Annotated in this window: 28 protein-coding genes; 5 read left to right on the forward strand and 23 right to left on the reverse strand. The window is 65.9% G+C overall.

Annotated elements, in window-relative coordinates; all coding sequences use genetic code 11:
* Positions 1–13: 13 nt before the first annotated feature.
* Entirely contained in the window at positions 14–2,791 is a 2,778-nt protein-coding gene (locus AC07O3_RS08455) for a sensor domain-containing diguanylate cyclase (protein WP_495339081.1), read from the reverse strand.
* Between the two features lie 181 nt (positions 2,792–2,972).
* Positions 2,973–3,299, reverse strand: a complete 327-nt coding sequence (locus AC07O3_RS08460) for a metalloregulator ArsR/SmtB family transcription factor (protein WP_495339082.1) — start codon at positions 3,297–3,299, stop codon at positions 2,973–2,975.
* A gap of 96 nt (positions 3,300–3,395) precedes the next feature.
* Here AC07O3_RS08460 and AC07O3_RS08465 point away from each other — a divergent pair, with 96 nt between their 5' ends.
* Both AC07O3_RS08465 and ubiG read left to right on the forward strand, forming a co-directional pair.
* Positions 3,396–3,779, forward strand: coding sequence for a thiol-disulfide oxidoreductase DCC family protein (locus AC07O3_RS08465; RefSeq protein WP_426388758.1), 384 nt, complete (start codon positions 3,396–3,398; stop codon positions 3,777–3,779).
* A 16-nt stretch (positions 3,780–3,795) separates the two neighbouring features.
* On the forward strand, positions 3,796–4,503 hold the full coding sequence (gene ubiG, locus AC07O3_RS08470) for a bifunctional 2-polyprenyl-6-hydroxyphenol methylase/3-demethylubiquinol 3-O-methyltransferase UbiG (RefSeq protein WP_495339083.1): 708 nt from the start codon (positions 3,796–3,798) through the stop codon (positions 4,501–4,503).
* Between the two features lie 4 nt (positions 4,504–4,507).
* On the opposite strand, the gene AC07O3_RS08475 is transcribed toward ubiG, so the two are convergent.
* The gene (locus AC07O3_RS08475; protein WP_495339084.1) at positions 4,508–4,915 is read right to left on the reverse strand and encodes a PaaI family thioesterase; all 408 of its coding nucleotides are present in this window, start codon (positions 4,913–4,915) and stop codon (positions 4,508–4,510) included.
* Between the two features lie 29 nt (positions 4,916–4,944).
* Positions 4,945–5,646, reverse strand: a complete 702-nt coding sequence (locus tag AC07O3_RS08480) for an FMN-dependent NADH-azoreductase (protein WP_495339085.1) — start codon at positions 5,644–5,646, stop codon at positions 4,945–4,947.
* Between the two features lie 108 nt (positions 5,647–5,754).
* Here AC07O3_RS08480 and AC07O3_RS08485 point away from each other — a divergent pair, with 108 nt between their 5' ends.
* Positions 5,755–6,681: a LysR substrate-binding domain-containing protein gene (locus AC07O3_RS08485; RefSeq protein ID WP_495339086.1), complete on the forward strand. Its 927-nt coding sequence runs from the start codon at positions 5,755–5,757 to the stop codon at positions 6,679–6,681.
* A gap of 127 nt (positions 6,682–6,808) precedes the next feature.
* Here AC07O3_RS08485 and AC07O3_RS08490 read toward each other — a convergent pair whose 3' ends face one another.
* Both AC07O3_RS08490 and AC07O3_RS08495 read right to left on the reverse strand, forming a co-directional pair.
* Positions 6,809–7,012: a hypothetical protein gene (locus tag AC07O3_RS08490; protein WP_495339087.1), complete on the reverse strand. Its 204-nt coding sequence runs from the start codon at positions 7,010–7,012 to the stop codon at positions 6,809–6,811.
* A gap of 78 nt (positions 7,013–7,090) precedes the next feature.
* The gene (locus tag AC07O3_RS08495; protein WP_495339088.1) at positions 7,091–7,390 is read right to left on the reverse strand and encodes an alpha/beta fold hydrolase; all 300 of its coding nucleotides are present in this window, start codon (positions 7,388–7,390) and stop codon (positions 7,091–7,093) included.
* Here AC07O3_RS08495 and AC07O3_RS08500 point away from each other — a divergent pair.
* The gene (locus tag AC07O3_RS08500; RefSeq protein ID WP_495339089.1) at positions 7,389–8,093 is read left to right on the forward strand and encodes a hypothetical protein; all 705 of its coding nucleotides are present in this window, start codon (positions 7,389–7,391) and stop codon (positions 8,091–8,093) included. The two genes, AC07O3_RS08495 and AC07O3_RS08500, sit on opposite strands and share 2 nt — an antisense overlap.
* Before the next feature lie 7 nt (positions 8,094–8,100).
* Here AC07O3_RS08500 and AC07O3_RS08505 read toward each other — a convergent pair whose 3' ends face one another.
* The 4 genes from AC07O3_RS08505 to AC07O3_RS08520 form a co-directional block, all read right to left on the reverse strand.
* A complete protein-coding gene (locus AC07O3_RS08505; RefSeq protein ID WP_426388765.1) occupies positions 8,101–8,385 on the reverse strand; it encodes a hypothetical protein in 285 nt (94 codons plus the stop codon).
* Positions 8,386–8,631, reverse strand: coding sequence for a hypothetical protein (locus AC07O3_RS08510; RefSeq protein ID WP_093056874.1), 246 nt, complete (start codon positions 8,629–8,631; stop codon positions 8,386–8,388).
* A 250-nt stretch (positions 8,632–8,881) separates the two neighbouring features.
* Entirely contained in the window at positions 8,882–9,049 is a 168-nt protein-coding gene (locus AC07O3_RS08515) for a hypothetical protein (protein WP_176928836.1), read from the reverse strand.
* A 133-nt stretch (positions 9,050–9,182) separates the two neighbouring features.
* Positions 9,183–10,079 (reverse strand): LysR substrate-binding domain-containing protein, encoded by an 897-nt coding sequence (locus AC07O3_RS08520; protein ID WP_093074047.1) that lies wholly within the window; start codon positions 10,077–10,079, stop codon positions 9,183–9,185.
* Between the two features lie 135 nt (positions 10,080–10,214).
* On the opposite strand from AC07O3_RS08520, the gene AC07O3_RS08525 reads away from it, so the two are divergent.
* Complete coding sequence (locus AC07O3_RS08525; protein ID WP_495339090.1) at positions 10,215–10,883, forward strand: FMN-dependent NADH-azoreductase; 669 nt, start codon at positions 10,215–10,217, stop codon at positions 10,881–10,883.
* 19 nt (positions 10,884–10,902) lie between these two features.
* On the opposite strand, the gene AC07O3_RS08530 is transcribed toward AC07O3_RS08525, so the two are convergent.
* From AC07O3_RS08530 to AC07O3_RS08590, 13 genes are all read right to left on the reverse strand, one after another.
* The gene (locus AC07O3_RS08530) at positions 10,903–11,808 is read right to left on the reverse strand and encodes an SDR family oxidoreductase (protein WP_093056878.1); all 906 of its coding nucleotides are present in this window, start codon (positions 11,806–11,808) and stop codon (positions 10,903–10,905) included.
* A gap of 112 nt (positions 11,809–11,920) precedes the next feature.
* Positions 11,921–12,859 carry a glutathione S-transferase family protein gene (locus tag AC07O3_RS08535; protein WP_495339091.1) on the reverse strand — a complete coding sequence of 313 codons (939 nt, stop codon included), beginning with the start codon at positions 12,857–12,859 and terminating at the stop codon, positions 11,921–11,923.
* Between the two features lie 37 nt (positions 12,860–12,896).
* Positions 12,897–14,537 (reverse strand): isovaleryl-CoA dehydrogenase, encoded by a 1,641-nt coding sequence (locus AC07O3_RS08540; RefSeq protein ID WP_495339092.1) that lies wholly within the window; start codon positions 14,535–14,537, stop codon positions 12,897–12,899.
* 39 nt (positions 14,538–14,576) lie between these two features.
* Positions 14,577–15,593 (reverse strand): NADP-dependent oxidoreductase, encoded by a 1,017-nt coding sequence (locus AC07O3_RS08545; protein ID WP_495339093.1) that lies wholly within the window; start codon positions 15,591–15,593, stop codon positions 14,577–14,579.
* A 39-nt stretch (positions 15,594–15,632) separates the two neighbouring features.
* Entirely contained in the window at positions 15,633–16,097 is a 465-nt protein-coding gene (locus tag AC07O3_RS08550; protein WP_093056884.1) for a PaaI family thioesterase, read from the reverse strand.
* 1 nt (position 16,098) lies between these two features.
* On the reverse strand, positions 16,099–16,896 hold the full coding sequence (locus AC07O3_RS08555) for an SDR family oxidoreductase (RefSeq protein ID WP_093056885.1): 798 nt from the start codon (positions 16,894–16,896) through the stop codon (positions 16,099–16,101).
* A gap of 28 nt (positions 16,897–16,924) precedes the next feature.
* On the reverse strand, positions 16,925–17,227 hold the full coding sequence (locus AC07O3_RS08560) for a Dabb family protein (protein WP_093074035.1): 303 nt from the start codon (positions 17,225–17,227) through the stop codon (positions 16,925–16,927).
* 14 nt (positions 17,228–17,241) lie between these two features.
* The gene (locus AC07O3_RS08565; protein WP_495339094.1) at positions 17,242–17,502 is read right to left on the reverse strand and encodes a hypothetical protein; all 261 of its coding nucleotides are present in this window, start codon (positions 17,500–17,502) and stop codon (positions 17,242–17,244) included.
* On the reverse strand, positions 17,502–19,355 hold the full coding sequence (locus AC07O3_RS08570; RefSeq protein WP_495339095.1) for an acyl-CoA dehydrogenase: 1,854 nt from the start codon (positions 19,353–19,355) through the stop codon (positions 17,502–17,504). Before AC07O3_RS08570 ends, AC07O3_RS08565 begins: the two co-directional genes overlap by 1 nt.
* A 17-nt stretch (positions 19,356–19,372) precedes the next feature.
* On the reverse strand, positions 19,373–19,828 hold the full coding sequence (locus AC07O3_RS08575; protein ID WP_495339096.1) for a PaaI family thioesterase: 456 nt from the start codon (positions 19,826–19,828) through the stop codon (positions 19,373–19,375).
* A gap of 2 nt (positions 19,829–19,830) precedes the next feature.
* Complete coding sequence (locus AC07O3_RS08580) at positions 19,831–21,006, reverse strand: acetyl-CoA C-acyltransferase (protein WP_093056890.1); 1,176 nt, start codon at positions 21,004–21,006, stop codon at positions 19,831–19,833.
* A 43-nt stretch (positions 21,007–21,049) separates the two neighbouring features.
* Complete coding sequence (locus AC07O3_RS08585; protein WP_495339097.1) at positions 21,050–22,525, reverse strand: M20 family peptidase; 1,476 nt, start codon at positions 22,523–22,525, stop codon at positions 21,050–21,052.
* A 28-nt stretch (positions 22,526–22,553) separates the two neighbouring features.
* Positions 22,554–24,659, reverse strand: a complete 2,106-nt coding sequence (locus tag AC07O3_RS08590) for a 3-hydroxyacyl-CoA dehydrogenase NAD-binding domain-containing protein (protein ID WP_093074025.1) — start codon at positions 24,657–24,659, stop codon at positions 22,554–22,556.
* Between the last annotated feature and the right edge of the window lie 182 nt (positions 24,660–24,841).

Genomic DNA, 24,841 nt, shown 5'->3' on the forward strand with positions numbered 1-24,841 from the left:
GCCGCCGGAATGATCAGTGCTGCCGCGTGGGCGAATCGCTGCGCGCCTCTTCCATCGGCATGAAGAACTCGAACCGGTTGCGCCCCGCCGCCTTGGCGTTGTAGAGCGCGACGTCGGCCCGCGCCAGCAGTTCTTCGGCGGTCACGGAGGAATCGGCTGCGCGGTGATACGCGATGCCGATGCTGGTCGTCACCTCGATGCGCTGGCCGTCCACCACGAAGGGCGGCGTGCGGATGCTTTCCACAACCTTGGCCGCCACCGTGGCCGCGGTGCCCGGCGCGTTCAGGCCTTCGAGCACCAGCACGAACTCGTCGCCTGCCAGCCGGGCCACCATGTCGGTGCCGCGCACGCAACCCAGCAGCCGCCGCGCGTATTCGGCCAGCACCGCATCGCCCACTGCGTGGCCCATGGTGTCGTTGATGGCCTTGAAGTGGTCGATGTCGAGGAACATCAGCGCCATTGCGTGGCTGGTGAGCTGCCCGCGCAACACGGCTTCGGGCAGGTACTCGTTGAAAGCCAGCCGGTTGGGCAGGCCGGTGAGCGTGTCGAGCCGCGCCAGCTCGATGAGCTTGTGCTCCACCACCTTCAGCGCCGTGATGTCGAGCGCCAGCGAGAAGATGCCGTGCGTCGCCCCGTCAGCGCGCACGTCGGGCACGTAGATCACCTGCGTGACGCGGTCGAACCCCGCGCGCTGCGTGCTGGTCTCGAACTCCACACGCTCGCCGGACAGCGCCCGGGCGAGCATCGGCTGGCGCGACAGGTACACATCGCGGCCCGACACCTCCTGCACGTGGCGCCCCAGCACCTGGACCGGATCGAGCCCGAGCCACTCGCGGCTGGTGGCGTTGGCGAAGGTGATCTTCTCCTCGCGGTCGATGTAGGTGATCAGCGCCGGCATGTTGTCGGTGATGGCGCGCAGGCGCAGTTCGCTCTCGGCCTGGCGCAGCTCCGCCTCTTTCAGCGCCGTGATGTTGAAGGACATCAGGTAGAAGCCCACGACCTCGCCGCGCAGGTTCTTGTCCGGTATCAGGTTGACCTGGAAGTACCCCTCCCTGCCGTGGATGGGTGCACGCACCGGAAAGCGCACTTTCTTGCCGGAGAACAGCACGGGAAGGTAGGGCTTGTGCTGCGCGTACACCGCCCTGCCGAGGGCAGAGCGCATGGTCGTGCCCTGCAGCGGTGCACCTTCGCTCAGGCCCGCCATCTGCCGCGCCCGGATGTTGGCGAACAGGCAGTTCTGCTCGCGGTCGAAATAGCCGACCAGCGCCGGAATGCTGTCGGTCACGTCGCGCAGCAGCTTTTCCTGCTCGGTCAGGGCCCGGCGGATGTTCACTTCTTCGGTGATGTCGAAGGTCATCGAGAACACGCCGCACACCACGCCGTCGGCATCGACGTCGGGAATGTAGTGGGCCTTGAAGGTGCGGTTGCCGATGCCCAGGGCCGGGTCGCCCGACTTCTCGAGGATCACCGTCTCGCCGGCCAGCGCGCGCATGAAGTGCGGCTCCACGAGCGCAAAGTCTGCGGCGCCGCGCACCTCGGGCATCAGGCGCCCCACCAGCGCCGAGTTGTTGTGCAGGGCCCGCACGTGTGCATTGACGAAGGTGTAGCGCAGCGATGCGTCTACATGCGAAACCATCGCCGGGATGTTGTCGGCAATGGTGCGCACCTGCGCCTCGCTGCGCGCAAGGCTGAGCTCGATGGCACGCCGCTGCGCCATCAGCTCGTCGAAGGTGCGCGAAAGGTCGCCGATTTCGTCGGGCGCGTAACTGCTGCGCGGCTCGGCGGCGGCTGCGGGCGCCTCCTTCGTGGACTGCATGTGCCGATGCAGCTCCGACAGCGGCTTCAGCTGCCGGCGCGCCACGCCCAGAGCCAGTGCGCCCGCGAACAGCGCGAGCGCCATCGCCCCGAACAATGCACCGCGCTCGATGGCGTCGATGCTCGCGAAGGCCTCGCTGCGCGGATACATGGCGCCGACGATCCAGTTGGTCTGCTCGGTGCGGTCGAAGGCATAGAGGGCAGGCACGCCGGCATCGTTGATGCCCTCGCTCGAGCCCTGGAAACCGGCCATCGCGCGCAGGATTTCGGCATTTCCGCGGCCATCCGCCTGGACCTGGTTCAGGATGCGCGAAGTCTGCGGATGGTCGACCACGATGCCGTCCACGGTCGTCACGAACAGGTAGCCGGTCTTGCCGAACCTGACGTCGCCGAGCGTGCCCAGGATGTTCCGGTCCTTCAGGTTGATGGCGCCGGAGATCACGAACCTCACCTGCCCCGCGTTGTCGAGCACCGGTTCGGTGATGGCCACCTGCGCCAGTCCGTTGAGGCGGTTGCGGTAAGGCTCGGACACGAGGCCGGCCTTGGAAGCGACCGTCTGCTGGAAGTAGGGGCGATCCTTCACGTTCACCTTGCCGATCGCCTGCACGCCGTTCAGGTTGGCGACCAGGTTGCCGTCCATGTCGACGAACGCAACGTTGTCGAAAGCCTTGCGCAGCGAGCCATGCTTCTCTAGAAAGGCCTGCAGCGCGGCGCCCTGGAGGTCCTGCGCTTCCACGCTGCCGCCAAAGGTCTGCAGCAGGATCCGGCGGCTGCCGAATTTCTGGTCGATCGCATCCGCGATGGCGCCCACGCGGGCGACCTCCTCGGTCGCGATCGAGGCGCGCATGTTGCTCTTGACCAGATGCAGGGCGAAGGTGGCGATTGCGAAAGTGGTCAGCAGAACCACTGCTGCCACACCGAGGCTCAGGCGCGTGTGCAAACCGAAGCGGATTTTCGAGAAGCCTGTTGGAGTCATTGAACTTGTTCGGAGCCGGTACGTTGCCGGCGGGGAGTTTCCGGGCAGAGTATCGGTGCGTTCCGCGTGCGGAGAAAGACTCAGGGACACAGGCTCCGGTGAACCGCGTGGCACGGCGGAAAAATGAATTCCTTTGCCGTACTTTTCGCCTTCCGGGAAGGAAAAAGCGCGGGGCGCTGCGTCAGGCGCCCGAGGAATCCGCCGAGCGCTTGCTGGCCAGGGCGCGGCTTTCTTTCTTCAGCGCCTTCGACACCGGGCAGACCGCCTGTACGAAGCCGGTCAGCGTGTTGGCCAGGCTCTCGCGCTGCAGGCTGTAGAACACGAACTGGCCGCGCTTCTCGGCCTTTACCAGCCCCGCGGCTTCGAGGATCTTCAGGTGCTTGGAGAGCGAAGGCTTGGTCATGTCGAAGCGCGAGGCGATGTCGCCGGCCGACAGTTCGGTCTCCGACAGGTACGCCAGGATCTTGCGCCGCGGCGTGGAGGCAAGCGCTTCGAAAACTTTTTCCATTGGTTCAGTTTAGCTCGCGAGTAGGCAATTCTCTAATTAGTTATTTAGCCATTTAGCTAAATGAATGGCACAATGGCCCGAACAGGAGCCGACGACATGCAAGCACCCACCGCCCCTTCCCCGCGCACGGTTGTCTACTACAACAGCGCCTGTCCCGTCTGTGATGCCGGCGTTTGCGCCATGCGCGAGAAAACACCGGACGCAAGCGTCGAGTGGATCGACGTGCACACCCGCCCGGAAGTGCTCGAACCGCTGGGCCTGCAACTGGAGGACGTGCGCGAACGCCTGCACCTCGTCGACACCTCGGGCGCCACGCACATCGGCGCCGACGCCATCGCCGGCGTGCTGGCCCTTGCTCCGCGATGGCGCTGGCTGGCAAGACCGCTTCAGTGGCCCGGGCTGCGAACGCTCGGCGCCTGGCTCTACAACCTCTTCGCGCATCAGCTCTACCGCTGGAACCGGTCGCGGGGTCATTGGTAAACCAAGGAGAAGAACCATGAGCGCAGCATCCAACTTCGACCCCGCCGAACTGGCCAGATTCCAGGCCCTGGCCGACCGCTGGTGGGACCCGCAGTCCGAATTCCGCCCCCTGCACGAGATCAATCCGCTGCGGCTGGACTGGATCGACAAGCTCAGCCCGCTGAACGGCCGCAAGGTGCTCGACGTCGGTTGCGGCGGCGGCATCCTGGCCGAATCGATGGCGCACCGCGGCGCGGACGTGCTCGGCATCGACCTCGCCGACAAGCCGCTGAAGGTCGCAACGCTTCATGCACGCAGCAGCGCGGCAAGCGTGACCTACCAGGCCATTTCCGCCGAAGACCTGGCCGCTGACAACGAGGCGAAGTTCGATGTCGTCACATGCATGGAGATGCTCGAGCACGTGCCGTCGCCAACGGCCGTGATCGAGGCCTGCGCCCGCATGGCGAAGCCCGGAGGCTGGGTCTTTTTCTCCACCATCAACCGCACGCCGTGGGCATGGCTGATCGCGATCTTCGGCGCGGAGCAGGTGCTGCGCATCCTGCCGCGCGGCACGCACGACTACCGCAAGCTCATCCGCCCTGACGAACTCAAGAGCGCGGCCGCCAGCGCCGGCCTCGTGCTGCGGGACCAGCGCGGCCTGGGCTACAACCTGCTGACCCGCAACTTCAGGCTGCACCGTTCGCTGCGCGTGGGCTACCTGCTTGCCATGCAGAAGAAGGATTGAGTCGTCAGGCCTTCACGACCCGCGCGCTGGCCGTGGAGCGCGCCACGACGCGGCCGTCCGGGTCGCTCAGTTGCGCCTCGAGAAAAGCGATGGTCTTGCCGCGCTGCACGACCCTGCCTTCGCCATACAACAGACCGGGCTTCGCGGCCGCCAGAAAAGACACGCTGAGGTCGATGGTGACGGAGTAAGTCTCTTCGCCATTCATGACCCACAACGCCGGCCCCATCGTGTCGTCGAGCATCGCGACGAGGATGCCGCCCTGCACCGCGCCCGCGGGGTTGAGGAATGCATCGGTGGCCACGAAGCTCATGCGGATCGTTCCCTTTTCCTTGTCGAATCCGAGCACGCGCTGGCCGAAGAGCTCGGCGGTGGGCGGGCGGGGAAGGCGCTCTGGCAAAGGGTCGGTCGTCATTTTTTGCTCCAGAAGTAGAGCGAAAAATCCTATGCCGCCGCTGCTGACAACGTGGTGTCAGTAGCTGCCAACACATCGACAAGCTCGTCCACGCGCTGCTCCGCACGCCGCATCGACTGCGCGAGCTGCTCCCCGCCGAACTCGTCGGACTCCACTGCGGCCTCGAACACATCGGTGATGCCGATGTAGCCGAGCACCGAACGTACGCTGCCCTCGGTGTGGTTGAGATGCGCGATGCGCCCGCCCGCGTCGTAGCCGTGGTCGCCGCGCGCGCCGAGCAGCACCACGCGCTTGCCCGCGTCCGCCAGCAGCGGCCAGTACGGCACCGCGCCGCGCGAACGGTCGAAGCCGAAGGTGCGGCCCACGCGCACGATGTTGTCGATCCAGGCCTTGAACTGCGCGGGCACGCTGAAGTTGTACATGGGCAAGCCGATCACGACCACGTCGGCCGCAATGAGCTGATCGACCAGCCGGTCGCTCTCGGCAAGCGCTTCGGCCATCCACGGCTCGCGCGCGGCCGGCGGTGTGAAGGCCGCATGGATCCAGCGGCCGTCGACGTGCGCGGGCGGCCGCTGTCCCACGTCGAGGTAGTCGATGCGGTCGTCGGGCCGCGCCTTGCGCCAGCGCTCGACAAAACGCGCGGAGAGACGGCGCGTGTGCGAGCCGTGGAGATCGGTGTCGGAACGGCCCGGACGGGCGCTGGCGTCGATGTGAAGGAGGTTCATGGTCATGGCCTTTATGGATGAATTGATGTCTTTCATTCCGCGCTGCCAGAATGGCGCGCAGGCCTTGAATCTATGGATGCAGGCCTGCCATCACAAACGACGATTTCTCTGCCTATGAACGAGATTGGCTCATCTATCAGATATCCCCGCCGGCTGCCTCCGCTGCTGTCGCTGCGCGCCTTCGAGGCCGCGGCCGCACACCTGAGCTTTCAGCGCGCGGCGCTCGAACTCTCGGTGACGCCCTCGGCCATCAGCCACCAGGTGCGTGCGCTCGAAGACACGCTCGGCCTGCCACTGTTCCGCAGGCTCACGCGACAGCTCGCGTTGACGCCTGCGGGCCAGCGACTGTTCGACGACCTGCGCATGGGCTTCGACGTGCTCGAAGCCGGTGTGGACAAGCTGCGCCGGCCGGCCGCATCGCAGGCCGTCACCCTCACCACCAACACCGCCTTCGCCGCGCGCTGGGTGCTGCCGCGCATGGAGGCGTTCCGCAAGGCCAGCCCCGGGGTGGAGCTGCGGCTGCATGCGAGCGATACCGTGGTCGATCTGGCGCGCGGCGATGCCGACATCGCTGTGCGCTCAGGCCGTGGCAGCTGGCCGGGGCTGGTGTCACGCGAACTGATGCCCGAGCGCTATGCGCCGTTGTGCAGCCCGATGCTGGGTCTCAAGCGCGCGGCAGACCTGCCGAAGCATCAGCTGATCCATTGCGACTGGCAGCCGCAGGCGCTCGCACCCGCTGTGTGGCCGCGCTGGTTTCGTGAAGCCGGCATCGTACCGCCGAGGGGGCGTGCGATGAAGGCCTCGGGCCTGTCGTTTTCCGACGAGACGCATGCGATGCTGGCCGCGCTCGCGGGGCACGGCATTGCATTGCTGAGCCTCACGCTGTCAGCCGAAGAGCTTCGCAGTGGTGCACTGGTGCAGCCCTTCGGGCCCGCGCTCGAAACCGGCAGCTACTTTCTTGCGGTTGCGAACGGGAGGGAGAACGAGCCGGCCATCCGTGCCGTGTGGGAGTGGATTGCGTCGCAGGCCGCTACAGGCTAAGGCCACGAGCCTGCGAAAGGCGCTGACGCTGCTGATGCAGGCCGTGCCCAATTCGCCCCAGGAGTGAAAAGGCCTCCCGAAGGAGGCCTGCGCTGACCGGGTTCCAGGCGGGGCCCGGGCTTTTTCTTCATTCGACGCGCTTGCTCAGGAGAGTCGGCACGAGATAACCGTCGCGGTACACGGCCTCGATGCTTCCCTGCACGCGGTCGGCGGCATGCGCAGCCACGAATTTTTCCTCTGTCACGCGATAGACCACCATGGCGCACGACGAGTGCTTGCTGAGGGTGCGGGCCACGCCGGTGGCCTGTCTTAGGGTTGGGTACGTTTCCATGGGATCCTCCTTGTCTGCCTGACAGCCCAAATGTTAACTCTTTGGTACTCAAATATGCCTCAGGGTATTTTCTGAGCGTCAACGGTCGCCATTCTTGTCCGCCCCTCCCTTTTGCAGGAATCGGATGATCTGGCCATTGACATCCTCAGGCTGCGACATGGCCGCGATGTGGTCTGCGCCCGGCACGATCGCAGCCTCCAAGCCCGGCATCCGGCGCTGCGCCAGCTTCAGCATCGCCTCGGGTTCATAAAGCTTCTCTGCGTCGCCGATCAACAACAGTGTGGGTGCGCGGATGGCGCGCAGGCCGACGCCGCCGTGACGCTCACTACACTGCCCTCCGATGAACACCCCTCCTCGACCGCAGCGCGCGCGAGACATGCTGACTTCCTACTTCTGGAGCGGCGACGTCATCCGCAGCCGAAGCGTGAGCAATGTCGTGTTGTCTGCCACGGTCGACGTGCCTGTGCCCCCTGCGCGCCTGCTTGCAGATTGGGAGAGTGAGATTTCTTCGCGCCTGTTCCTGGAACCCGGAGACGTCGAACCATTGCCCCTGGCCCGAGCGCGTACGCGCTGGCCTGACTACAAACACTGCGTGCAGGCGGTGTCCGACTGGATGCGCACGCTTGGGCTGTCAGAGGTGCTTGCCTCCAGCGACGTGGCCCTCATGGCCTGCCGCGGCGCGAAGTACCACCACGACGGTGCGCAGTACGGCGGCGCGGCCTTCTGCAATCTCTTCGTGAGCGAGGACAAGGGGCTGGACCTGCACTTTCCCTTTGCAGATCACAGGATCCCGCTGACCCGGGGCACGGTGGTGATCTTCGATACCGGCCAGCCTCACGCCGTCATTCAACGCGGCAGCAGCGGCTTCGATGCGGCCGACTTCGCACCCGCGCGGGATTGCAGCCAAGTGTTCCTGACCTGGGAACTGCCCATCGAGGATGTCCATGTCGGGCACGCACTGGGAGTCGCATTCGACATCGATCTTTCGACCCCACCGCAGCTGGATGAAGAGCAAGTCTGGCTGAACGGCGCACGGGCCATCGTGTGCCCGGAGTCCGGACGATGGCGCAGCGCCGACTGACTGATCGTCAGCGATTGGATGGAAGAGCCCTGGCAGCAGCCAGTTCGCCCAGACAGGCGTTGACCGCCTGGAGTGGTGCCTTCTCGTGGCAACGCGCTACCGCCTCGCGCGCAACGGCTTCGCTCAAGCGCCGCTCCCGCGCGGCCTCGACCTGGAATTCGACGATCCACTTCATGAGCCCAGCCAGCACGATCAGCAAGCCGACCAAGGCTGCGACCAGGGTCACCCGCCAGCCCTGAACGCGAAAGATGGATGCCGCGGATTTGCCCGCCATGGGTTCCTGCGAAGCCATCTAGCGGGGAAGGTCCGGAAAGACCCACATGCTCAAGCCGAGGATCAGGCCAGCACCCAGGAACATGATGGCTGCCGTCGTGAACATCGATGCCGCAATGATGTTCGGAACAAGGATGGCCACGACCACAAAGGCCACGGCTGCCACGATGCACAAGAGCACGGACAACCATGCCATGTACGCTGGCCCGCGCCCGGCCGCCAAAGGCTCGTCCGGGCTGGTTTCGGGTTGGAACGGTGTGCGCATGAATAGCCTCCCTCTTCGCAAGATGTCGCGTGTAATTCGGTAGCCGGTGCAGGCAGGTGCGAGGCAGCATGGACTGCGCGCAACCTTTCCTGACCTTCGTCAAAAAAGTACAGGAAGGTTAAGAAGAACAGCCGATCGGGCTAAGGGATTAATTCGCGCGCACCGCACATGAGAGCGGGTTCGGTGCAGAAAGCCAGTGAACCTGCGCAATATTTGACAAATGTCAAACATTGCGCAGCGCAGGCACCTCTCAGCCGCAGAGGTCGAAGATCGCTTCCATGATCAGCTGATAGCCACTCCAGAACAGCCAGTGGTCGCTGCACTGGGTGAACGGCCCTGCGACAGCCGGGGCAGCCAGAGCCAGCGACGACAAGATCGCGGCCACGGCGCCAGCCTTGATTGCGGTTGCACGTTTCATGATTTCTTCCCTCCATTGGTACTTCTGAACGCAGGACATCTCGCTCCTGCAACCCGAGATGAGCCGCGCAAGCGACTCACCGCCGGACTCTAGGACTGCGAACGAGCGACCACCAGTGTCGAAAGTCACGCGCTCAGGCACCCAGCGGCTGAAGCCCCCTCACCCACTCGAACACCGCAGCGACGGCCGGCTCCGAACGCCGCGACTCGAGGCACACCAGATAGAACGGCAGCCCAGGCAACTCCGGACCGAAGGGCTGCACCAGATTGCCCGCGCGCAATTCGTCGGCAATCAGCGCAAGGCCCATCAACGCCACGCCTTGCCCCTGCAGCGCGGCAGACACGGTGTGCGTTTCGTCCGAGAACACCGGCCCGGCCGATACGTCGAGGCCGGGCACCTGCGCCTGCTGCTGCCACTCGGCCCAGGTGCCGGGCTGGCTCTTGTTGCCGGGGACCGCGAAGTGCAGCAGCGTGTGCCGCGTCAGGTCACTGCGCCGACGCAGCTTGAGCGCGGGGCTGCAGGCCGGCGCGAAGACGTTGTCGAACAGCTTCTCGGCCACCATGCCCGGCCACTGTCCCTTGCCGTAGCGGATGGCGATGTCGGCCGTGACACCGTCGAGTGCAACCGCTTCGTGCGATGCATGAATGCGCAGGTCGAGCCTCGGGTGCAGCGCGCGCAAAGTGCTCACGCGCGGCAGCAGCCAGCGCGCCGCGACGGCCGGCGTGGCCGACAAGGTGATGGCGCTGCGCTCGGGCGGCGCACGCAGCCGCGCCACCGCATTCGCCATGGCATTGAACGATTCGCTCAGCACCGCCTGCAGCTCCCTGCCCTGCGGCGTGAGCACCAGTTGCCGCGGCTGGCGGATGAACAGCGGCACGCCGAGTGAGTCTTCGAGCTGCCGCACCTGGTGGCTGATGGCGGTAGGCGTGACCGAAAGCTCATTGGCCGCGAGCTTGGCGCTGCAGTGCCGCGCGGCCGCCTCGAAGGCGCGCAGCGCCGCCAGCGGAGGGAGTTGGCGAAGGTTGGCCATGGATGAATTAATTTTTCAGCAACGCAAAGAAATCGTCGTTTGTCGCGCTCGAGATGCCTGGATAAATTGAGAACCATGTCAAGCAGACAGCTGAATTCTCTTCATCCCACTCTTCACGTCAACGAGGACCACGCCATGACCACACTGCTCCACATCGACGCCAGCGCCCGCCCCGGCCGTTCCGGCACCCACGTTCACGGCTCGCATTCGCGCCGGCTGAGCCATCACTTCGTGTCGAGCTGGCTCGCGACGCAGCCGGGCACCGAGGTGATCTATCGCGACATCGGCGCCGCGCCGCCGAGCAACGTCACCGGCGAATGGATCGCCTCGGGCTACACGCCCGCCGCAGAACGCGAACCGTGGATGCACGCCGTGCTCGCCGAGAGCGATGCGCTGATTGCCGAGATCCGCCGCGCCGACGTGCTGGTGATCGGCGTGCCGATGTACAACTTCAGCATGCCGGCACCGCTCAAGTCATGGATCGACAACATCGTGCGCGTCGGAGCCACCTTCGACTTCGACCGCAGCCGCGAGAACCCGTATGTGCCGCTGCTGGCCGAGCGCAACCGCCGCACGGTGCTGCTGACCTCGTGCGGCAGCAGCGGCTACGGGCCGGGCGGATTCCAGGCGCATCTGGACCTGCTCACGCCCGGCATCACGAGCCCGCTGGCCCTGCTCGGTCTCAACGAAGTGCACAGCGTGGCCATCGAGCACGCCGAAGACCATGGGGACCTGCTGGACCGCTCCATCGCCAGCGCGCTCGCCCGCGTCGAGGCGCTGGTGGGCGAGCTGCAGGCCTCCTGATGACTGGGAAAAAAACTGCTCAGGCCGAGCGCAGCTGCTCGCGCAGCTTCTGCCCGATCTCTGGCCGCTCCAGGAAGGGGTCGGCCGGGTTGGTGATGGAGACGATGTTCTCCATGCGGCTGCGCACGTTGCCCAGCGCCTTCGGGTGGCTGAACACGTAGAACTGGTTTGCCGTGATGGCGTCGAACACCTTGGCCGCGACTTCGGCGGCCGTGATCTTGCCGCTGCTCACAGCCTTGTTGCTCATGGCCTGGCCGATGAGCTGGCTCTTGGTGAGCTCGGTTTCCTTCGGCGCATTCGGTCGGTTGCGCTCGCTGCTGGTGATGCCGGTGGGCACGAAGTACGGGCACAGCAGGCTCGCACCGATCTGGTCGGTGACGAGGTTCAGGTCCTGGTACATCGTCTCGGTGAGGCTCACGACCGCTGCCTTCGCGGCGTTGTAGATGCCCATGTTGGGCGGCGTGAGCAGGCCCGCCATGCTGGCGGTGTTGGTGATGTGGCCCCTGTAGGCCGGGTCTTTCGCGGCGGCCTCCAGCATCATCGGTGTGAACAGGCGCACGCCGTGAATCACGCCCCACAGGTCTACGCCCAGCACCCACTCCCAGTCGGCCACGGTGTTCTCCCACACCAGTCCACCAGCGCCCACGCCCGCGTTGTTGAACACGAAGTGCGGCGCGCCGAAGCGTTCCTTCACGGCAGCGGCCAGGGCTTCCATCTGCGCCGCGTTCGACACGTCGACCTTGCGCGCCAGCACCTGAGCACCGGCTGCTTCCATTTCTGCCTGGGCCTTGTCGAGCGCGTCCTGCTGCACGTCGACCAGCACGAGGTTCATGCCGCGGGCGGCGCCGATGCGCGCGCACTCCAGGCCGAAGCCCGAGCCCGCGCCGGTGAGTACGGCGGTCTTGCCCTTGAAGTCCTGAATCATTTGCCGGTGTCCTTCTGCTTTGTTGAATGTCTCTGGGGTGGAGACGCTATTGAAATACGGAAAGCGCGCCGGCGCAGTCACGAAGGTGCCCGTCTGCTTGTCTCGGCAGGTTTCAGGCCTCAGCTTTCTTCAGTACATACCCGATCCGCGGAAAGTGCACATGCACCGTGCCCGTCCGCTCGCTGCTGCGCTCCAGCGTGTAGTGCGTGCGCGTAGCCGCGACCAGCGTGCCGGGCGTCTCCTCGAGGCCGAAGCTCTCGGCGCGCACGGTGACGGCGCTACCGAGCGGAATGCCGTGGTCGTCCTGGAAGGTGCTGTCGGTCAGCAGTGTGTGCGGCGTCGCGGCCTTGGCCACTGCAATGGCCTCGTCGCTCGTGAACTTCTCGGGAACGCCGTGGCCGATGGCGGCCATGCGGTCGAGCCAGTCGATCACCGCGGGCGTCAGGTCGAGGATGGTGCGAACCGACTCTATGCGCCGCGTGTACCAGAGCGGGTGGTAGGCCGAGAAGTCGGCAATGCTGGGCACCTCGCCGAGCAGGAAGGGTTTCTCGTCGAGCATGTCCGACAGCCGGCGCAGGTACGACTTGTAGGCGCTGGTGGCGTCGGCGGGGCGCAGGCGGGTCATGTTGCCGGCGCTCATCTTGCCGCGGTCTTCGCCGAAGGCTTTTGCGGCTTCTGGCGGGGCCTTGGCGAACACCTCGGCCGCGCCCCTGGGCTGCAGGTTCCAGGCCATGGCTGCCCAGAAGAGCGTGGTGTCGGCCCACTGCGCGAGGATGCGCGACATGCCCTTTTCAGGCTCGGGGTAGAGCGTGGGTTCGGGCTGCAGGTGTTCGAGCACGTCGGCGATGAGTGCGCTGTCGCAATACATGTCGGCGCCGATCTGCAGGAACGGCGTCTTGCGGTAGCCGCCGGTGAGCACCTCCACGTCGGGCTTGGGCATGATCGGCGGGATGAAGACCGACTTCCACGGCAGCTTCTTGGCACCGAGGATCAGGCGCACCTTCTCCGAGAACGGGGAGGTCATGTAGTGGTGAAGGATCAGGTCGGCCATGGGTGGGGTCTTTCTTCTGTGGTGGGTTCGGCGCGCTTCAACGGGGTTGCGCGCGCTGGATGATCGAATCGAAATCGGTGCCCGCGGCCAGCGTGCCAAAGGCATTGCCCCAGTCGCCACCCAGGCGCGAGGCGCAGAACGCGCCAGCAATGGCGGGTGGCGCGGTCTGTACGAGCAGCGCGGCCTGCACGGAGAGCGCAACGTCTTGCGCGAGGCGACGGGCCTCGGCTTCGGAGGCCATCGCCTCGATGCGAGCCGGCAGCGCGTCGGCCAGCCGGTCGAGCGCTGCGTGCTGACCACGCGCGGGCGCCAGCTCCTTCGTCAGCGCGGCCACCGCGTCGCCCTTGCGCAGGCCGCGCAGCAAGTCGAGCGCCATGATGTTGCCCGCGCCTTCCCAGATGGAGTTGAGCGGCATCTCGCGGTAGATGCGCGCCATGACGCCCTCGCCACCCTCTTCCACGTAGCCGTTGCCGCCGAGGCATTCCATGGCCTCCTGCGCGAAGGCGCTGCCGCGCTTGCAGATCCAGAACTTGGCGACCGGCGTGAGCAGGCGGGCCATCAGGCGTTCGTGCTCGTCGGCCTGGTTGTCGAAGGCACGGGCCAGGCGAATGGCGAGCGCAGTGGCGGCTTCGCTTTCTAGCGCGAGATCGGCCAGCACGTTCTTCATCAAGGGCTGTTCGATCAGCGGCTTGCCGAAGGCCTTGCGCTGCATCGCATGGTTGAGCGCGATGCCCAGCGACTGGCGCATCAGCCCGCTGGTGCCCAGCGCGCAGTCGAGCCGCGTCATCGTGCCCATCTCGAGAATCTGCGGGATGCCGCGGCCCTCCTCGCCCACGAGCCACGCGCTCGCACCCTGGAACTCGACCTCGGAACTTGCGTTGGCCTTGTTGCCGAGCTTGTCCTTCAGCCGCTGGATCTGGATGGCGTTGCGCGAGCCGTCGGGCAGCACACGCGGCAGGAAGAAGCACGAAAGCCCCGCGGGCGCCTGCGCCAGCACCAGGAAGGCATCGCACATCGGCGCCGAGAAAAACCACTTGTGGCCGGTGATGGCATAGCGCTCGCCCCAGGCATCGCTGCCGTCGCGCACGGCTTGCGTGGTGTTGGCCCGCACGTCGGAGCCGCCCTGCTTCTCGGTCATGCCCATGCCCATGGTCACGCCGGGCTTGTCGCTGAAAAGCTTCAGGGCCGGGTCGTACCAGAGGCTGCCGAGCTTCGGGCCCCAGTCGGCGTACACGGCCGCATTGCCGCGCAGCGCGGGCGTGACCGCGTAGGTCATGGAGATGGGGCAAAGAATGGATGGCTCCAGCTCGGTGAAGAGCATGAAGCCCGCTGCGCGCAGCACATGCGGCGAGGCCGAAGTGCCCGTCCAGGGCGTGCCGTGCAGCCCGGCGCCCACGGCGGCGGTCATCAGCGCGTGGTAGCTCGGATGGAACTCCACCTCGTCGATGCGCCGCCCGAAGCGGTCGTGCGTATGCAGCTCGGGCGTGTGGATGTTGGCGAGCCGCGCATGCGCCTGCATGCCGGCCGTGCCGAGGGTGGCGCCAAGCTCGTGCAGCTGCGTCGTCTGCAACGCGGGCGCGTTGAACTTCAGCGCATCGCGCAAGGGCCGGTTGGTGTCGAAGAGGTTGTAGTCCACCAGCGGCGTGGGCTGGTTGAACACCTCGTGCGTGGTTTCCATGACCGGCCTCCTTGCCGTGCGTTCAGTTCATCCAGTGCATCAGATCAGCTTGACGAGTTGCTTGCCGAAGTTCCTGCCCTTGAGCAGGCCCAGGAAGGCTTCAGGCGCCGCTTCGATGCCTTGCGCAATCGACTCGCGCGGCTTCAGCTTGCCCGTGGCCACCAGCGTGCCCAGCTCGGTCAGCGCCTCGGGCCACACTTCCATGTGCTCGCTGACGATGAAGCCTTCGATCTTCATGCGGTTGATGAGGATCAGCGCCGGGTTGGCCAGCGGCAGCGGCTGGCCGTCATAGCCCGCGATCATTCCGCACAGCGCCACGCGCGCGAAGGCGTTGGCGCGCAGCAGCACCGCGTCGAAGATGTAGCCGCCGACGTTCTCGAAGTAGCCGTCGATGCCGTTCGGGCAGGCTTCCTTGAGCGCCGCGCTCATCGACTTGACGTCGGCGTGCACGCGATAGTCGATGCAGGCGTCGAAGCCCAGCTCGTCGGCCACGTACTTGCACTTGTCGGGGCCACCGGCAATGCCGACCACACGGCAGCCGCGCGCCTTGGCCAGCGCACCGAAGGCGCTGCCCACGGCGCCGCTGGCGGCGGTGATGACCACCGTTTCACCGGCCTTGGGCGCAATGATCTTCACCAGCCCGTACCAGGCCGTGACGCCGGGCATGCCGACCGCGCCGAGGTAGTGCGACAGCGGCACGTGCGTGGTGTCGACCTTCTTCAGCGCTCCGGGCTGCGAGGCATCGACCACGCTGTATTCCTGCCAGCCGCCGAAGCCGACCACCTTGTCGCCCACGGCGTACTTGGGGTGCTTGCTCTCGACCACTTCGCCGACCGTGCCGCCCTGCATCGTCTGGCCCAGCGGCTGGGGCTGCGCGTAGCTCTTGGCGTCGTTCATGCGGCCGCGCATGTACGGGTCGAGGCTCATGTAGTGGTGGCGCACGAGCACCTGGTTGTCCTTGAGCGCGGGGGTCTCGGCGGACACGAGCTTGAAGTTGCTGGCCACGGCCTCGCCGTCGGGGCGGTTGTCGAGGTGGATCTGCTTGTTGATCGGCATGAATGTCTCCGGGAAAGTGTCAGTCAGTCAGTCAGTCAGTCAGTCGGTCGACGGCGGGCGCATCTCGTTGGCGCTGGCGGGGCCGGTCGGCAGCCGGCGCTTCACGTACTTGAAGGTGCCGGTGGCGTGGGCGCACACGCGCTCCTGTTCGTCGTAGATTTTGGCCTCGGTGAAAGCCAGCGTCGCCGTCCTGTGAATGAGCGTGCCGCGTGCGTGCAGCGGGCCAACCGAAGGCTGCATGAAGCTGGTCTTCATCTCGATGGTGACCACGCCCGTCTCGGGCGCCACGCTGCGCGCGGCTGCTGCCATCGTGATGTCGAGCAGCGTCATGCAGGCGCCGCCGTGCGTCACGTCGAAGGTGTTCAGGTGCTCGGGCTTCGCCGTGTAGATGATCTCCGACTCGCCGCCCTCGAACTTCGTCAGCTCGAAGCCCAGGTGGCGCGCGAACGGGATCTGGCTCGTGTACGAGCGGATGTTGATGTCGCTGGAATCTGAAGAAGACATGTCAGGCCGCACCCAGCACCACGCTCACGCCACCGTCCACAGCCAGCCACTGGCCGGTGATGTGCTTGCCTGCATCGCTCGCGAAGAGCAGCGTCAGGCCCTTCAGGTCTTCCTCGTCGCCCAGGCGGCCGAGCGGGGCCTGCGCGGCCATCTTTTCCTCGCCCAGCGACTTGATGAGACCGGCGGCCATCTTCGTCATGAAGAAGCCGGGGCAGATCGCGTTCACATTGATGCCGTAGCGGCCCCATTCGGCGGCCAGCGTGCGGGTGAAGCCGATGACCGCGGTCTTGGAGGTGTTGTAGGCCAGCGTCTGCATTTCAGGCGGGTTGCCGTTCAGCCCGGCGATCGAGGCGATGTTGATGATGCGGCCGGTCTTCTTCGGAATCATGTAGCCGTTGGCGATCTGCTGCGACAAGATGAAATAGCCGCGCACGTTGAGGTTCATCACCTTGTCCCAGGCCTCGACCGGGTGGCTCTCGGCCGGCGAACCCCAGCTGGCGCCCGCATTGTTGATGAGGATGTCGACTGCGCCCATGCGCTGCAGCGTCTCGTCGGCCAGGCGGCGGGTGTCTTCTTCCTTCGAACAGTCGGCGGCAATCCAGCGCGCGTCGATGCCGGCGGCTTGAAGTTCGGCGGCGGCCTGCTCCAGGTCGTCGGCCTTGCGCGAGCTCAGCATGATCTTCGCGCCGGCTTCGCCCAGCGCGTGGGCCATCTGCAGGCCCAGGCCGCGCGAGCCGCCGGTGATGAGGGCAGTCTTGCCGGTGAGGTCGAACAGCTGCTTGATGTTGCGGGGCGTCATGAGGTGTCTCCGGTTTTGAATGTCAGGCTCAGATCTCGTAGTCCATGCACTGGCGGGCTTCACGCACGGCGCCGATGAAAGGCTTCAGGGCCACGTGCTGCGGGTGGTCCGAATAGGCCGCGAGCGCGGCGGAGTCGGTGAATTCCGAGTACAGGACCAGGTCGTAGGTCGCTTCCAGCCCGGGCTGGGCAATGGCCACCTCGAAGCGCAGCGTGCCGGGCGACAGCTTGGCGCAGGCGTCGAGCAGCGCCTTGGCCTTCAGCAGGTTGGTCGCCTTGTCGGTGCCCTCGGCATGTTCCTTGAACTTCCACATCACGATGTGCTTGAGCATGGCGGGCCTCTTTTTTACTTGGTCGGGGTGTTGGGCAGCCGCGAGCGCACGTAGATCAGCACGAAGCCGACCAGCGCCACGACACCGCCAGGCACTGCGAGGGACCAGCCCAGCGCGGCGTCGGTGCGGCCGGTGGCAATGCCCAGGATCACGACGAACAGGCCGCCGTAGATCAGGATCCAGATCCACTTCTCGAGCCGCGCGTGCGGCTTGGGAGGTTTGACGGCGGGGGTGTTGTTGTTGGGGTTGGCGTTCGGCGAATCGGTAGTGGCCATCAGAAGGCGTCCTCGGGCAAAGCTGTACAGGTCGGGTCGCGGGTTTCGACCACGTTGAGCCATGCGCCGATTTTCGGCAGCTCGTAGTGGAAGAAGTAGTCCGTGGCGCCGATCTTGCCAGCTGTTACCGCCCTCGCCTTTTCACCGTCGGTCTGCAGGGCCATCTGGGCCACGTCGAGCCAGATCCACGCCAGCACCGTGTGGCCGAAGGCCTGCATGTACGGCACAGCGTTGGCCAGCGCGTCGGCCGGGTCGCCGGTGGACCATGCGGCCTCGGTGGCGCTGCCGATGCGCTGCAGCGCGGCGCCCAGCGCCTTGGCATGAGCGGCCAATGCCGGCACCTTGGCGGCGCGCCCGATGGTGTCGGTCATGCGCCCGGCCAGCAGTTGCAGGCCACGGCCCTTTTCCATCAGCACCTTGCGGCCCAGCAGGTCGGCCGCCTGGATGCCGTGGGTGCCCTCGTGAATCATGTTCAGGCGGTTGTCGCGCCAGTACTGCTCCACCGGAAAGTCGCGCGTGTAGCCGTAGCCGCCATGCACCTGGATGGCCAGCGAATTGGCCTCCAGGCACCACTCGCTGGGCCAGCTCTTGGCGATGGGCGTGAGCACTTCGAGCAACAGGCGCGCGTCGTCGGCGGCCTGCGCGTCGCCGGTCTTCTGCTCGTCGACCAGCCGGGCGCAGTACAGTTCCAGCGCCAGAGCGCCTTCGCAATACGCCTTCTGGGCCAGCAGCATGCGCCGCACGTCGGCGTGCTCAATGATGCGCACCTGCGGCGCGGCCGAGTCCTTGGCGACTGCGGCCCCTGCTGCATCCGGCTTCTTCACCAGCCGGCCCTGCGGGCGGCTCTTGGCGTATTCGAGCGAGGCGTGGTAGCCCGCCATGCCGAGCATGGTGGCGGCCGTGCCGACGCCGATGCGCGCCTCGTTCATCATGTGGAACATGCAGTGCAGGCCCTTGCCGGGCGCGCCGACCAAGTAGCCCACGGCACCGGCCTTGCCGTCGACCGGGTACTTGCCCTCGCCGAAGTTCAGCAGCGTGTTGGTGGTGCCGCGCCAGCCCAGCTTGTGGTTCAGGCCCGCGAGCGCAACGTCGTTGCGCTGGCCCGTCAGCTCGCCCTTGGTATCGACCATGCGCTTGGGCACGATGAAGAGCGAGATACCACGCGTGCCCGGCACAAGCTTGCCGTTCTCGTCGGGGATCTTGGCGAGCACGATGTGCACGATGTTCTCGGTCAGCTCGTGGTCGCCCGACGAGATCCACATCTTGTTGCCCGTGAGGCGATAGCGCGGGCCCAGCGGGTCGTCCTGAAAGTCAACGCCGTCGGGCACTGCGCGCGTGGCCACGTCGCTCAGCGACGAACCGGCCTGCGGCTCCGACAGGCACATGGTGCCGGCCCAGCGGCCCGAGAACTCGTTCTTGGCGAACACCTCTTTCTGCATCTCGGTGCCGTGCACCATCAGCAGGTTGGCGTTGCCGCTCGTGAGCATGTTGGAGCCGATGCTCACGGAGGCCATCGCGAAGAAGCTGTTGGCCGCGGCAGAGAGCGTGTACGGCAGCTGCATGCCACCGATGTCGTAGTCTTGCGCCGCGCTCATCATTCCCGACTCGACGAAAGCCTTGTGCGCGTCATGCGTGGCCTGCGGCAGGATGACTTTTTCGCCGTCGAAATGCGGCTCCTGCGTGTCTACCGTGCGGTTGAACGGCGCGTACTTTTCGCGCGCAATGCGCTCGCAGGTATCGAGCACCGCGTCGAAGGTCTCGCGCGAGTGGTCGGCAAAGCGTTCGCGCTGGTTGAGCGACTCGGCGTCGAGCCAGTCGTAGAGCAGGAAGTCGAGGGTGGAACGCAGGCTCATGAGGGTGTCTCTTCTTGCTACTTTTTCGAGGGGTCGGGCAGTTTCGCGATGGTGCCCTGCGCCAGCGCGCAGAGCTTCTCTGCACCGTCGTTCACCACGAACACCTCGCAGGTGCAAACGGCCTGCGAACTGCCGGAATGGGCCGTCCTGGCGCGTGCGATCAGGCGCTCGCCAAGAGCGGGCCGCACATAGTTGATCTTGAATTCGGAAGTCACCACCGGCACGCGCAACGCGCTGCCACCGGCAAAGGTGAGCGCGTTGTCGGCCATGTAGCTCACGATGCCGCCGTGGGCAAAGCCGTTCTGCTGCTTCAGCTGCGCCGTGAGCGGTAGCTGGAGCTCCACATAGTCCGGCGCCAGCGCGTGCAACTGCGCGCCGATCAGCACGCTGAACGGCTGCGATGCAAGCATGCGGCGCCCGTAGGCCAGAACGGCTTCGGGCGAGACCTCCTGGTCGTGGCCCAAGCCGGACATGATTACAAGACCTCGAACACGCCCGCAGCGCCCATGCCGCCGCCGATGCACATCGTGACCACGACCTTCTTGGCGCCGCGGCGCTTGCCTTCGATGAGCGCGTGGCCCGTCAGGCGCTGGCCGCTCACACCGTAGGGGTGGCCCACGGCAATGGCGCCGCCGTCCACGTTCAGGCGGTCGGCCGGAATGCCGAGCTTGTCGCGGCAGTAGATCACCTGCACGGCGAAGGCTTCGTTCAGCTCCCACAGGTCGATGTCGTTGACCGTGAGGCCCAGGCGCTTGAGCACCTTCGGAATCGCGAACACGGGGCCGATGCCCATTTCGTCGGGCTCGCAGCCGGCCACGGCGAAGCCGAGGAAGCGGCCCAGGGGCTTCAGGCCCTTCTGCTCGGCGTACTTCTCGTCGACCACCACGCAGGCGCCGCCGCCGTCGGAGAACTGGCTGGCATTGCCGGCCGAGATCAGGCCGCCGGGAATGGCCGAGCGGATGCCGCTGATGCCTTCCTTGGTGGTGCCGGCGCGGATGCCTTCATCGTTCTCGATGGTGACTTCCTTGGTGCGCAGGCCCAGCACAGGGTCGGCCACGCCGGCCAGCACGGTGATGGGGGCGATCTCGTCCTTGAAGCGGCCGGCTTCCAGCGCGGCGGTGGCCTTCTGCTGGCTGGCGGCGCCGTATTCGTCCATGGCGTCGCGGCCGATGTTGTAGCGCTTGGCGACCTGCTCGGCCGTCTGCAGCATGTTCCAGTAGATCTCGGGCTTGTGCTTCACGAGCCACGGGTCGGCCAGCATGTGCTTGTTGGCTTCGTTCTGCACGCACGAGATGCTCTCGACGCCGCCGGCCACGTACACCTCGCCCTCGCCCGCGATGATGCGCTGGGCGGCGGTGGCGATGGTCTGCAGGCCCGACGAGCAGAAACGGTTGATGGTCATGCCCGAAGTGGTGATCGGCAGGCCGGCGCGCAGCGCGATCTGGCGCGCGATGTTGGAGCCTGTCGCGCCTTCGGGCGTGGCGCAGCCCATGATGACGTCGTCCACCGAAGCAGGGTCGATGCCGGCGCGCTGCACCGCGTGCTGCACGGCGTGGCCGCCGAGCGTGGCGCCGTGCGTCATGTTGAAGGCACCCTTCCAGCTCTTCGCGAGCGGCGTGCGGGCGGTGGAAACAATGACGGCGCTGGTCATGGTGAGGTCCTTTGAAGCAGATGGAAGGGAAAAGAGGTTGTCGTCATTGCGCCGGAGCAGCGTTGGTGTTGCTCAGGAGCTGGTGATAGAAGCCGATCATCTCGCCGTAGTTCGAGATGGCCAGGCGTTCGTTGTTGCCGTGAAAGCGCGCCAGGTCTTCGCCCTTCACGCGGAACGGCGAGAAGCGGAAGACGGCATCGCTCACGAGGCTGAAGTGGCGCGAGTCGGTAGCGGCGGTCATGAGGCCGGGGGCCACCACCGCATCGGGGAAGGTCTGGCGCACGGCCTGCTGGATCGCGCGGTAGCCGGTGCCGTCGGTCGCCGACACGGGCGACGGCTCGGCGTTGCCGGGGTACTGCTTGATCTTGATGTCGTCGTTGGCCAGCGTCTTGCGCAAGTGGGCCTCGACGCTGGCGAGCGTGTCACCCGGCAGGATGCGGAAGTTGACAGCGGCCTCGGCGCGGCCGGGCAGCACGTTGTCCTTGTTGCCGGCGCGAACGATGGTCAGCGCGGTGGTCGTGCGCAGCATGGCATTGCTGCTCGGGCTCTTCTCGAGCTGGCCGCGCACCAGCGGCTCCGTGAGCCACAGGTTGGACAGCATCACGCGATTGACGCCACTCATCTCGGGCGCGAGCGCGCCGAACATCTGGCCGGCCACGCCCTTGATGCCACCGGGCATCGGGTTGGCTTCGAGCCGTGCCAGCGCCGCGCTCATGCTGCCGATGGCGCTGTGCTGCGGCGGCATCGACGAGTGGCCGGGGGAGGTGTCGAGCGAGAGGAAGAAGGTGCCATAGCCCTTTTCAGCCAGGCCGATGAGCGCAGCGGGCTTGCTCAGGCCCGGCAGCACGCCGTCGAGCACCAGCAGGCCTTCGTCGAGCACCCAGTCGAGGCGCACGTTGCGCGACTTGAGCAGTTCGGCAATAGGCAGCGCACCGCGCAGGCCGCTCACCTCTTCGTCGTCGCCCATCACGAGATAGACGGTCTGCCTGGGCTTGAAGCCGGCGCCGATGAGCAGCTCGATGGCTTCCATCTGCGCGAAAAGATTGCTCTTGTTGTCGAGCGTGCCACGGCCCCAGATGAAGCCGTCCTTGATCTCGCCCGCGAAGGGGTCGACCGTCCACGCCTTCTCGGTGCCCGGTGCAATGGGCACCATGTCCTGGTGCGCCATCAATGCGATGGGCTTGGCAGAGGGATCGGTGCCGGTCCATGTGTAGAGCAGCGCCTTGTTGCCGACCACTTCCTTCTTGAGAGTGGCATGCACCTTCGGGAACTGCTGCGCGAGGAACGCGTGCAGCTTGTCGAACTCGGCCGCATTCGCAGCCGGATCGTCCATGCCCGACACCGTGCGGAACGTGATCGCTGTAGAGAGCCGCTTGGCTGCTGCCTGCAGATCGATGTCCAGCTTCGGCGCGGGCGCCACCGCCAGTTGCTGCGACGGTGTGGTCCAGGTCTTGACCGCCACGGCGGCCACCAGCAAGACGATTGCCAGCAGCAGCCCGAAGAAGATGCGTTTCAACATTGGCGGTCGGTCCCTTTACCTTCGTGGATCAGCTGAACTGCTTGCCTTCGGCCACGAGCTTCTGGATCAGCGGTGCAGGCTGCCAGAACGCGCCGTCATCACGCGGGTTCTTGGCAAAGCGCTTCATCGTCTCGGCCACGTTGTACAGGCCGACCTGCGACGCGTAGTGCATCGGGCCGCCGCGCCAGATCGGAAAGCCGTAGCCGGTGAGGTACACCATGTCGATGTCGCCAGACTTCGAAGCAATGCCGTCTTCCAGGATGTGCGCGCCTTCGTTCACCAGGGCGTACACCAGGCGCTGCACGATCTCTTCATCGGAGATCTTGCGCGGCGTGATGCCAAGCTCTTTGCGGTGGTCCTCGATCATCTTGTTGACGAGTTCCGACGGAATGGCGTCGCGCTTGCCGGCCTGGTAGTCGTACCACCCTGCCCCGGTCTTCTGGCCGAAGCGGCCCAGTTCGCAGAGCTTGTCGGCCGTGCGGCTGTACTTCATGTCGGCGCGCTCGGTGGCGCGGCGCTTGCGAATGGCCCAGCCGATGTCGTTGCCGGCCAGGTCGCCCATGCGGAACGGGCCCATGGCAAAGCCGAACTTCTCGACGGCCTTGTCGACCTGCTGCGGCGTGGCGCCTTCGTCCAGCAGGAAGCCGGCCTGGCGCGAGTACTGCTCGATCATGCGGTTGCCGATGAAGCCGTCGCACACGCCCGAGACCACCGAGGTCTTCTTGATCTTCTTGCCGATGTCCATGACCGTGGCGAGCACGTCCTTGGCGGTGGCCTTGCCGCGCACCACTTCGAGCAGCTTCATCACGTTGGCGGGGCTGAAGAAGTGCATGCCGACCACGTCCTGCGGACGGTCGGTGAACGAGGCGATCTTGTCGACGTCGAGCGTCGAGGTATTCGAGGCCAGGATCGCGCCCTTCTTGGCGACGCGGTCGAGTTCCTTGAAGACCTTTTCCTTCACGCCGATTTCTTCGAACACGGCTTCGATGATGAGGTCGGCGTCCTTCAGGTCGTCGTAGCTCAGCGTGGTGCTCAGGAGCGCCATGCGCTGCTCGTACTTGTCCTGCTTGAGCTTGCCCTTCTTGACCTGGGCTTCGTAGTTCTTCTTGATGGTGGCAACGCCGCGGTCGAGCGCTTCCTGCTTCATCTCGAGGATCTTGACGGGGATGCCCGCGTTCAGGAAGTTCATCGAGATACCGCCACCCATGGTGCCGGCGCCGATCACGCCAACGGCCTTGATCTCGCGCTTGGGCGTGTCTTCGGGCACGTCGGGAATCTTGCTCGCGGCGCGCTCGGCCATGAACAGGTGGCGCAGGGCCAGCGATTCGGGCGTGAACATCAGCGCCGTGAACAGGCGGCGTTCTTCGGCCATGCCTTCGTCGAACTTCAGCTTCGTCGCGGCCTGCACGGCGTCGACACACTTCAGCGGCGCCGGGTAGTTCTTCGACATGCCGCCGACCATGTTCTTGGCGAACTGGAAGTAGGCGTCGCCCTGCGGGTGCTTGCACGGCAGGTTGCGCACCAGCGGCAGCGCTTCACCGGTCTTGCCGGCCACGCTCTTGGCGAAGGCCACGGCTTCTTCGAACACCGATTCGGCCGAGGCGGCGAGCTTGTCGAACAGCTTCTGGCCGGGCAGGCTCGCGAGCAGTTCGCTCTTCACGGGCTCGCCGCTGACGATCATGTTCAGTGCGGTTTCCACGCCGAGCACGCGCGGCAGGCGCTGCGTACCGCCGGCGCCGGGCAGCAGGCCCAGCTTGACTTCAGGCAGTGCCACGCTGGTGCCGGGGGCAGCCACGCGGTAGTGGCAGCCCAGGGCCAGTTCGAGGCCGCCGCCCATGCACACCGAGTGGATGGATGCGACGATGGGCTTGGGAGAGGCTTCGAGCGCGAGGATCACGCTCAGCAGGTTGGGCTCTTGCAGCGCCTTGGGCGTGCCGAACTCCTTGATGTCCGCGCCGCCCGAGAAAGCCTTGCCGGCGCCGGTGATGACGATGGCCTTGACGGCGTCGTCGGCATTGGCCTTCGACAGGCCATCGGTGATGCCGATGCGTGTCGAGAAACCGAGACCGTTGACCGGAGGGTTGGTCAGTGTGATCACGGCGATATCGCCGAGCACTTTGTATTCAGCCGTCATGCTGCGTTCCTTGGTGTGTGAAGAAAAAGAAGAAAAAGCACGAGTGTTCTTTTTCGGGGGATTCTAGGCGTTTCGCGTGGCCCAACAATGGCACGCAGTCGCTGGAGAGACAAGGCCCGCCATGAGGAGGGCGGGGCTTTCGGGAAACACCGCGGAACCGGCTTTGCCGGCCCGCAGGTGTT

This window comes from Variovorax sp. GW821-FHT09D05, assembly GCF_059416325.1.

Coding starts and splice junctions, on each gene's coding strand:
- AC07O3_RS08540 (WP_495339092.1), bottom strand. CDS start 14,537: ATGGAAACCACGCACGAGGTGTTCAACCAGCCCACGCCGCTGGTGGAC.
- AC07O3_RS08550 (WP_093056884.1), bottom strand. CDS start 16,097: ATGTCTTCTTCAGATTCCAGCGACATCAACATCCGCTCGTACACGAGC.
- AC07O3_RS08465 (WP_426388758.1), top strand. CDS start 3,396: ATGCAAGCACCCACCGCCCCTTCCCCGCGCACGGTTGTCTACTACAAC.
- AC07O3_RS08530 (WP_093056878.1), bottom strand. CDS start 11,808: ATGATTCAGGACTTCAAGGGCAAGACCGCCGTACTCACCGGCGCGGGC.
- AC07O3_RS08490 (WP_495339087.1), bottom strand. CDS start 7,012: ATGGAAACGTACCCAACCCTAAGACAGGCCACCGGCGTGGCCCGCACC.
- AC07O3_RS08525 (WP_495339090.1), top strand. CDS start 10,215: ATGACCACACTGCTCCACATCGACGCCAGCGCCCGCCCCGGCCGTTCC.
- AC07O3_RS08475 (WP_495339084.1), bottom strand. CDS start 4,915: ATGACGACCGACCCTTTGCCAGAGCGCCTTCCCCGCCCGCCCACCGCC.
- AC07O3_RS08555 (WP_093056885.1), bottom strand. CDS start 16,896: ATGACGCCCCGCAACATCAAGCAGCTGTTCGACCTCACCGGCAAGACT.
- AC07O3_RS08570 (WP_495339095.1), bottom strand. CDS start 19,355: ATGAGCCTGCGTTCCACCCTCGACTTCCTGCTCTACGACTGGCTCGAC.
- AC07O3_RS08510 (WP_093056874.1), bottom strand. CDS start 8,631: ATGCGCACACCGTTCCAACCCGAAACCAGCCCGGACGAGCCTTTGGCG.
- AC07O3_RS08535 (WP_495339091.1), bottom strand. CDS start 12,859: ATGGCCGACCTGATCCTTCACCACTACATGACCTCCCCGTTCTCGGAG.
- AC07O3_RS08515 (WP_176928836.1), bottom strand. CDS start 9,049: ATGAAACGTGCAACCGCAATCAAGGCTGGCGCCGTGGCCGCGATCTTG.
- AC07O3_RS08520 (WP_093074047.1), bottom strand. CDS start 10,079: ATGGCCAACCTTCGCCAACTCCCTCCGCTGGCGGCGCTGCGCGCCTTC.
- AC07O3_RS08495 (WP_495339088.1), bottom strand. CDS start 7,390: ATGTCTCGCGCGCGCTGCGGTCGAGGAGGGGTGTTCATCGGAGGGCAG.
- AC07O3_RS08575 (WP_495339096.1), bottom strand. CDS start 19,828: ATGTCCGGCTTGGGCCACGACCAGGAGGTCTCGCCCGAAGCCGTTCTG.
- AC07O3_RS08485 (WP_495339086.1), top strand. CDS start 5,755: ATGAACGAGATTGGCTCATCTATCAGATATCCCCGCCGGCTGCCTCCG.
- AC07O3_RS08585 (WP_495339097.1), bottom strand. CDS start 22,525: ATGTTGAAACGCATCTTCTTCGGGCTGCTGCTGGCAATCGTCTTGCTG.
- AC07O3_RS08480 (WP_495339085.1), bottom strand. CDS start 5,646: ATGACCATGAACCTCCTTCACATCGACGCCAGCGCCCGTCCGGGCCGT.
- AC07O3_RS08545 (WP_495339093.1), bottom strand. CDS start 15,593: ATGCCGATCAACAAGCAGATCCACCTCGACAACCGCCCCGACGGCGAG.
- AC07O3_RS08580 (WP_093056890.1), bottom strand. CDS start 21,006: ATGACCAGCGCCGTCATTGTTTCCACCGCCCGCACGCCGCTCGCGAAG.
- AC07O3_RS08560 (WP_093074035.1), bottom strand. CDS start 17,227: ATGCTCAAGCACATCGTGATGTGGAAGTTCAAGGAACATGCCGAGGGC.
- AC07O3_RS08460 (WP_495339082.1), bottom strand. CDS start 3,299: ATGGAAAAAGTTTTCGAAGCGCTTGCCTCCACGCCGCGGCGCAAGATC.
- ubiG (WP_495339083.1), top strand. CDS start 3,796: ATGAGCGCAGCATCCAACTTCGACCCCGCCGAACTGGCCAGATTCCAG.
- AC07O3_RS08565 (WP_495339094.1), bottom strand. CDS start 17,502: ATGGCCACTACCGATTCGCCGAACGCCAACCCCAACAACAACACCCCC.
- AC07O3_RS08500 (WP_495339089.1), top strand. CDS start 7,389: ATGCTGACTTCCTACTTCTGGAGCGGCGACGTCATCCGCAGCCGAAGC.
- AC07O3_RS08455 (WP_495339081.1), bottom strand. CDS start 2,791: ATGACTCCAACAGGCTTCTCGAAAATCCGCTTCGGTTTGCACACGCGC.
- AC07O3_RS08590 (WP_093074025.1), bottom strand. CDS start 24,659: ATGACGGCTGAATACAAAGTGCTCGGCGATATCGCCGTGATCACACTG.
- AC07O3_RS08505 (WP_426388765.1), bottom strand. CDS start 8,385: ATGGCTTCGCAGGAACCCATGGCGGGCAAATCCGCGGCATCCATCTTT.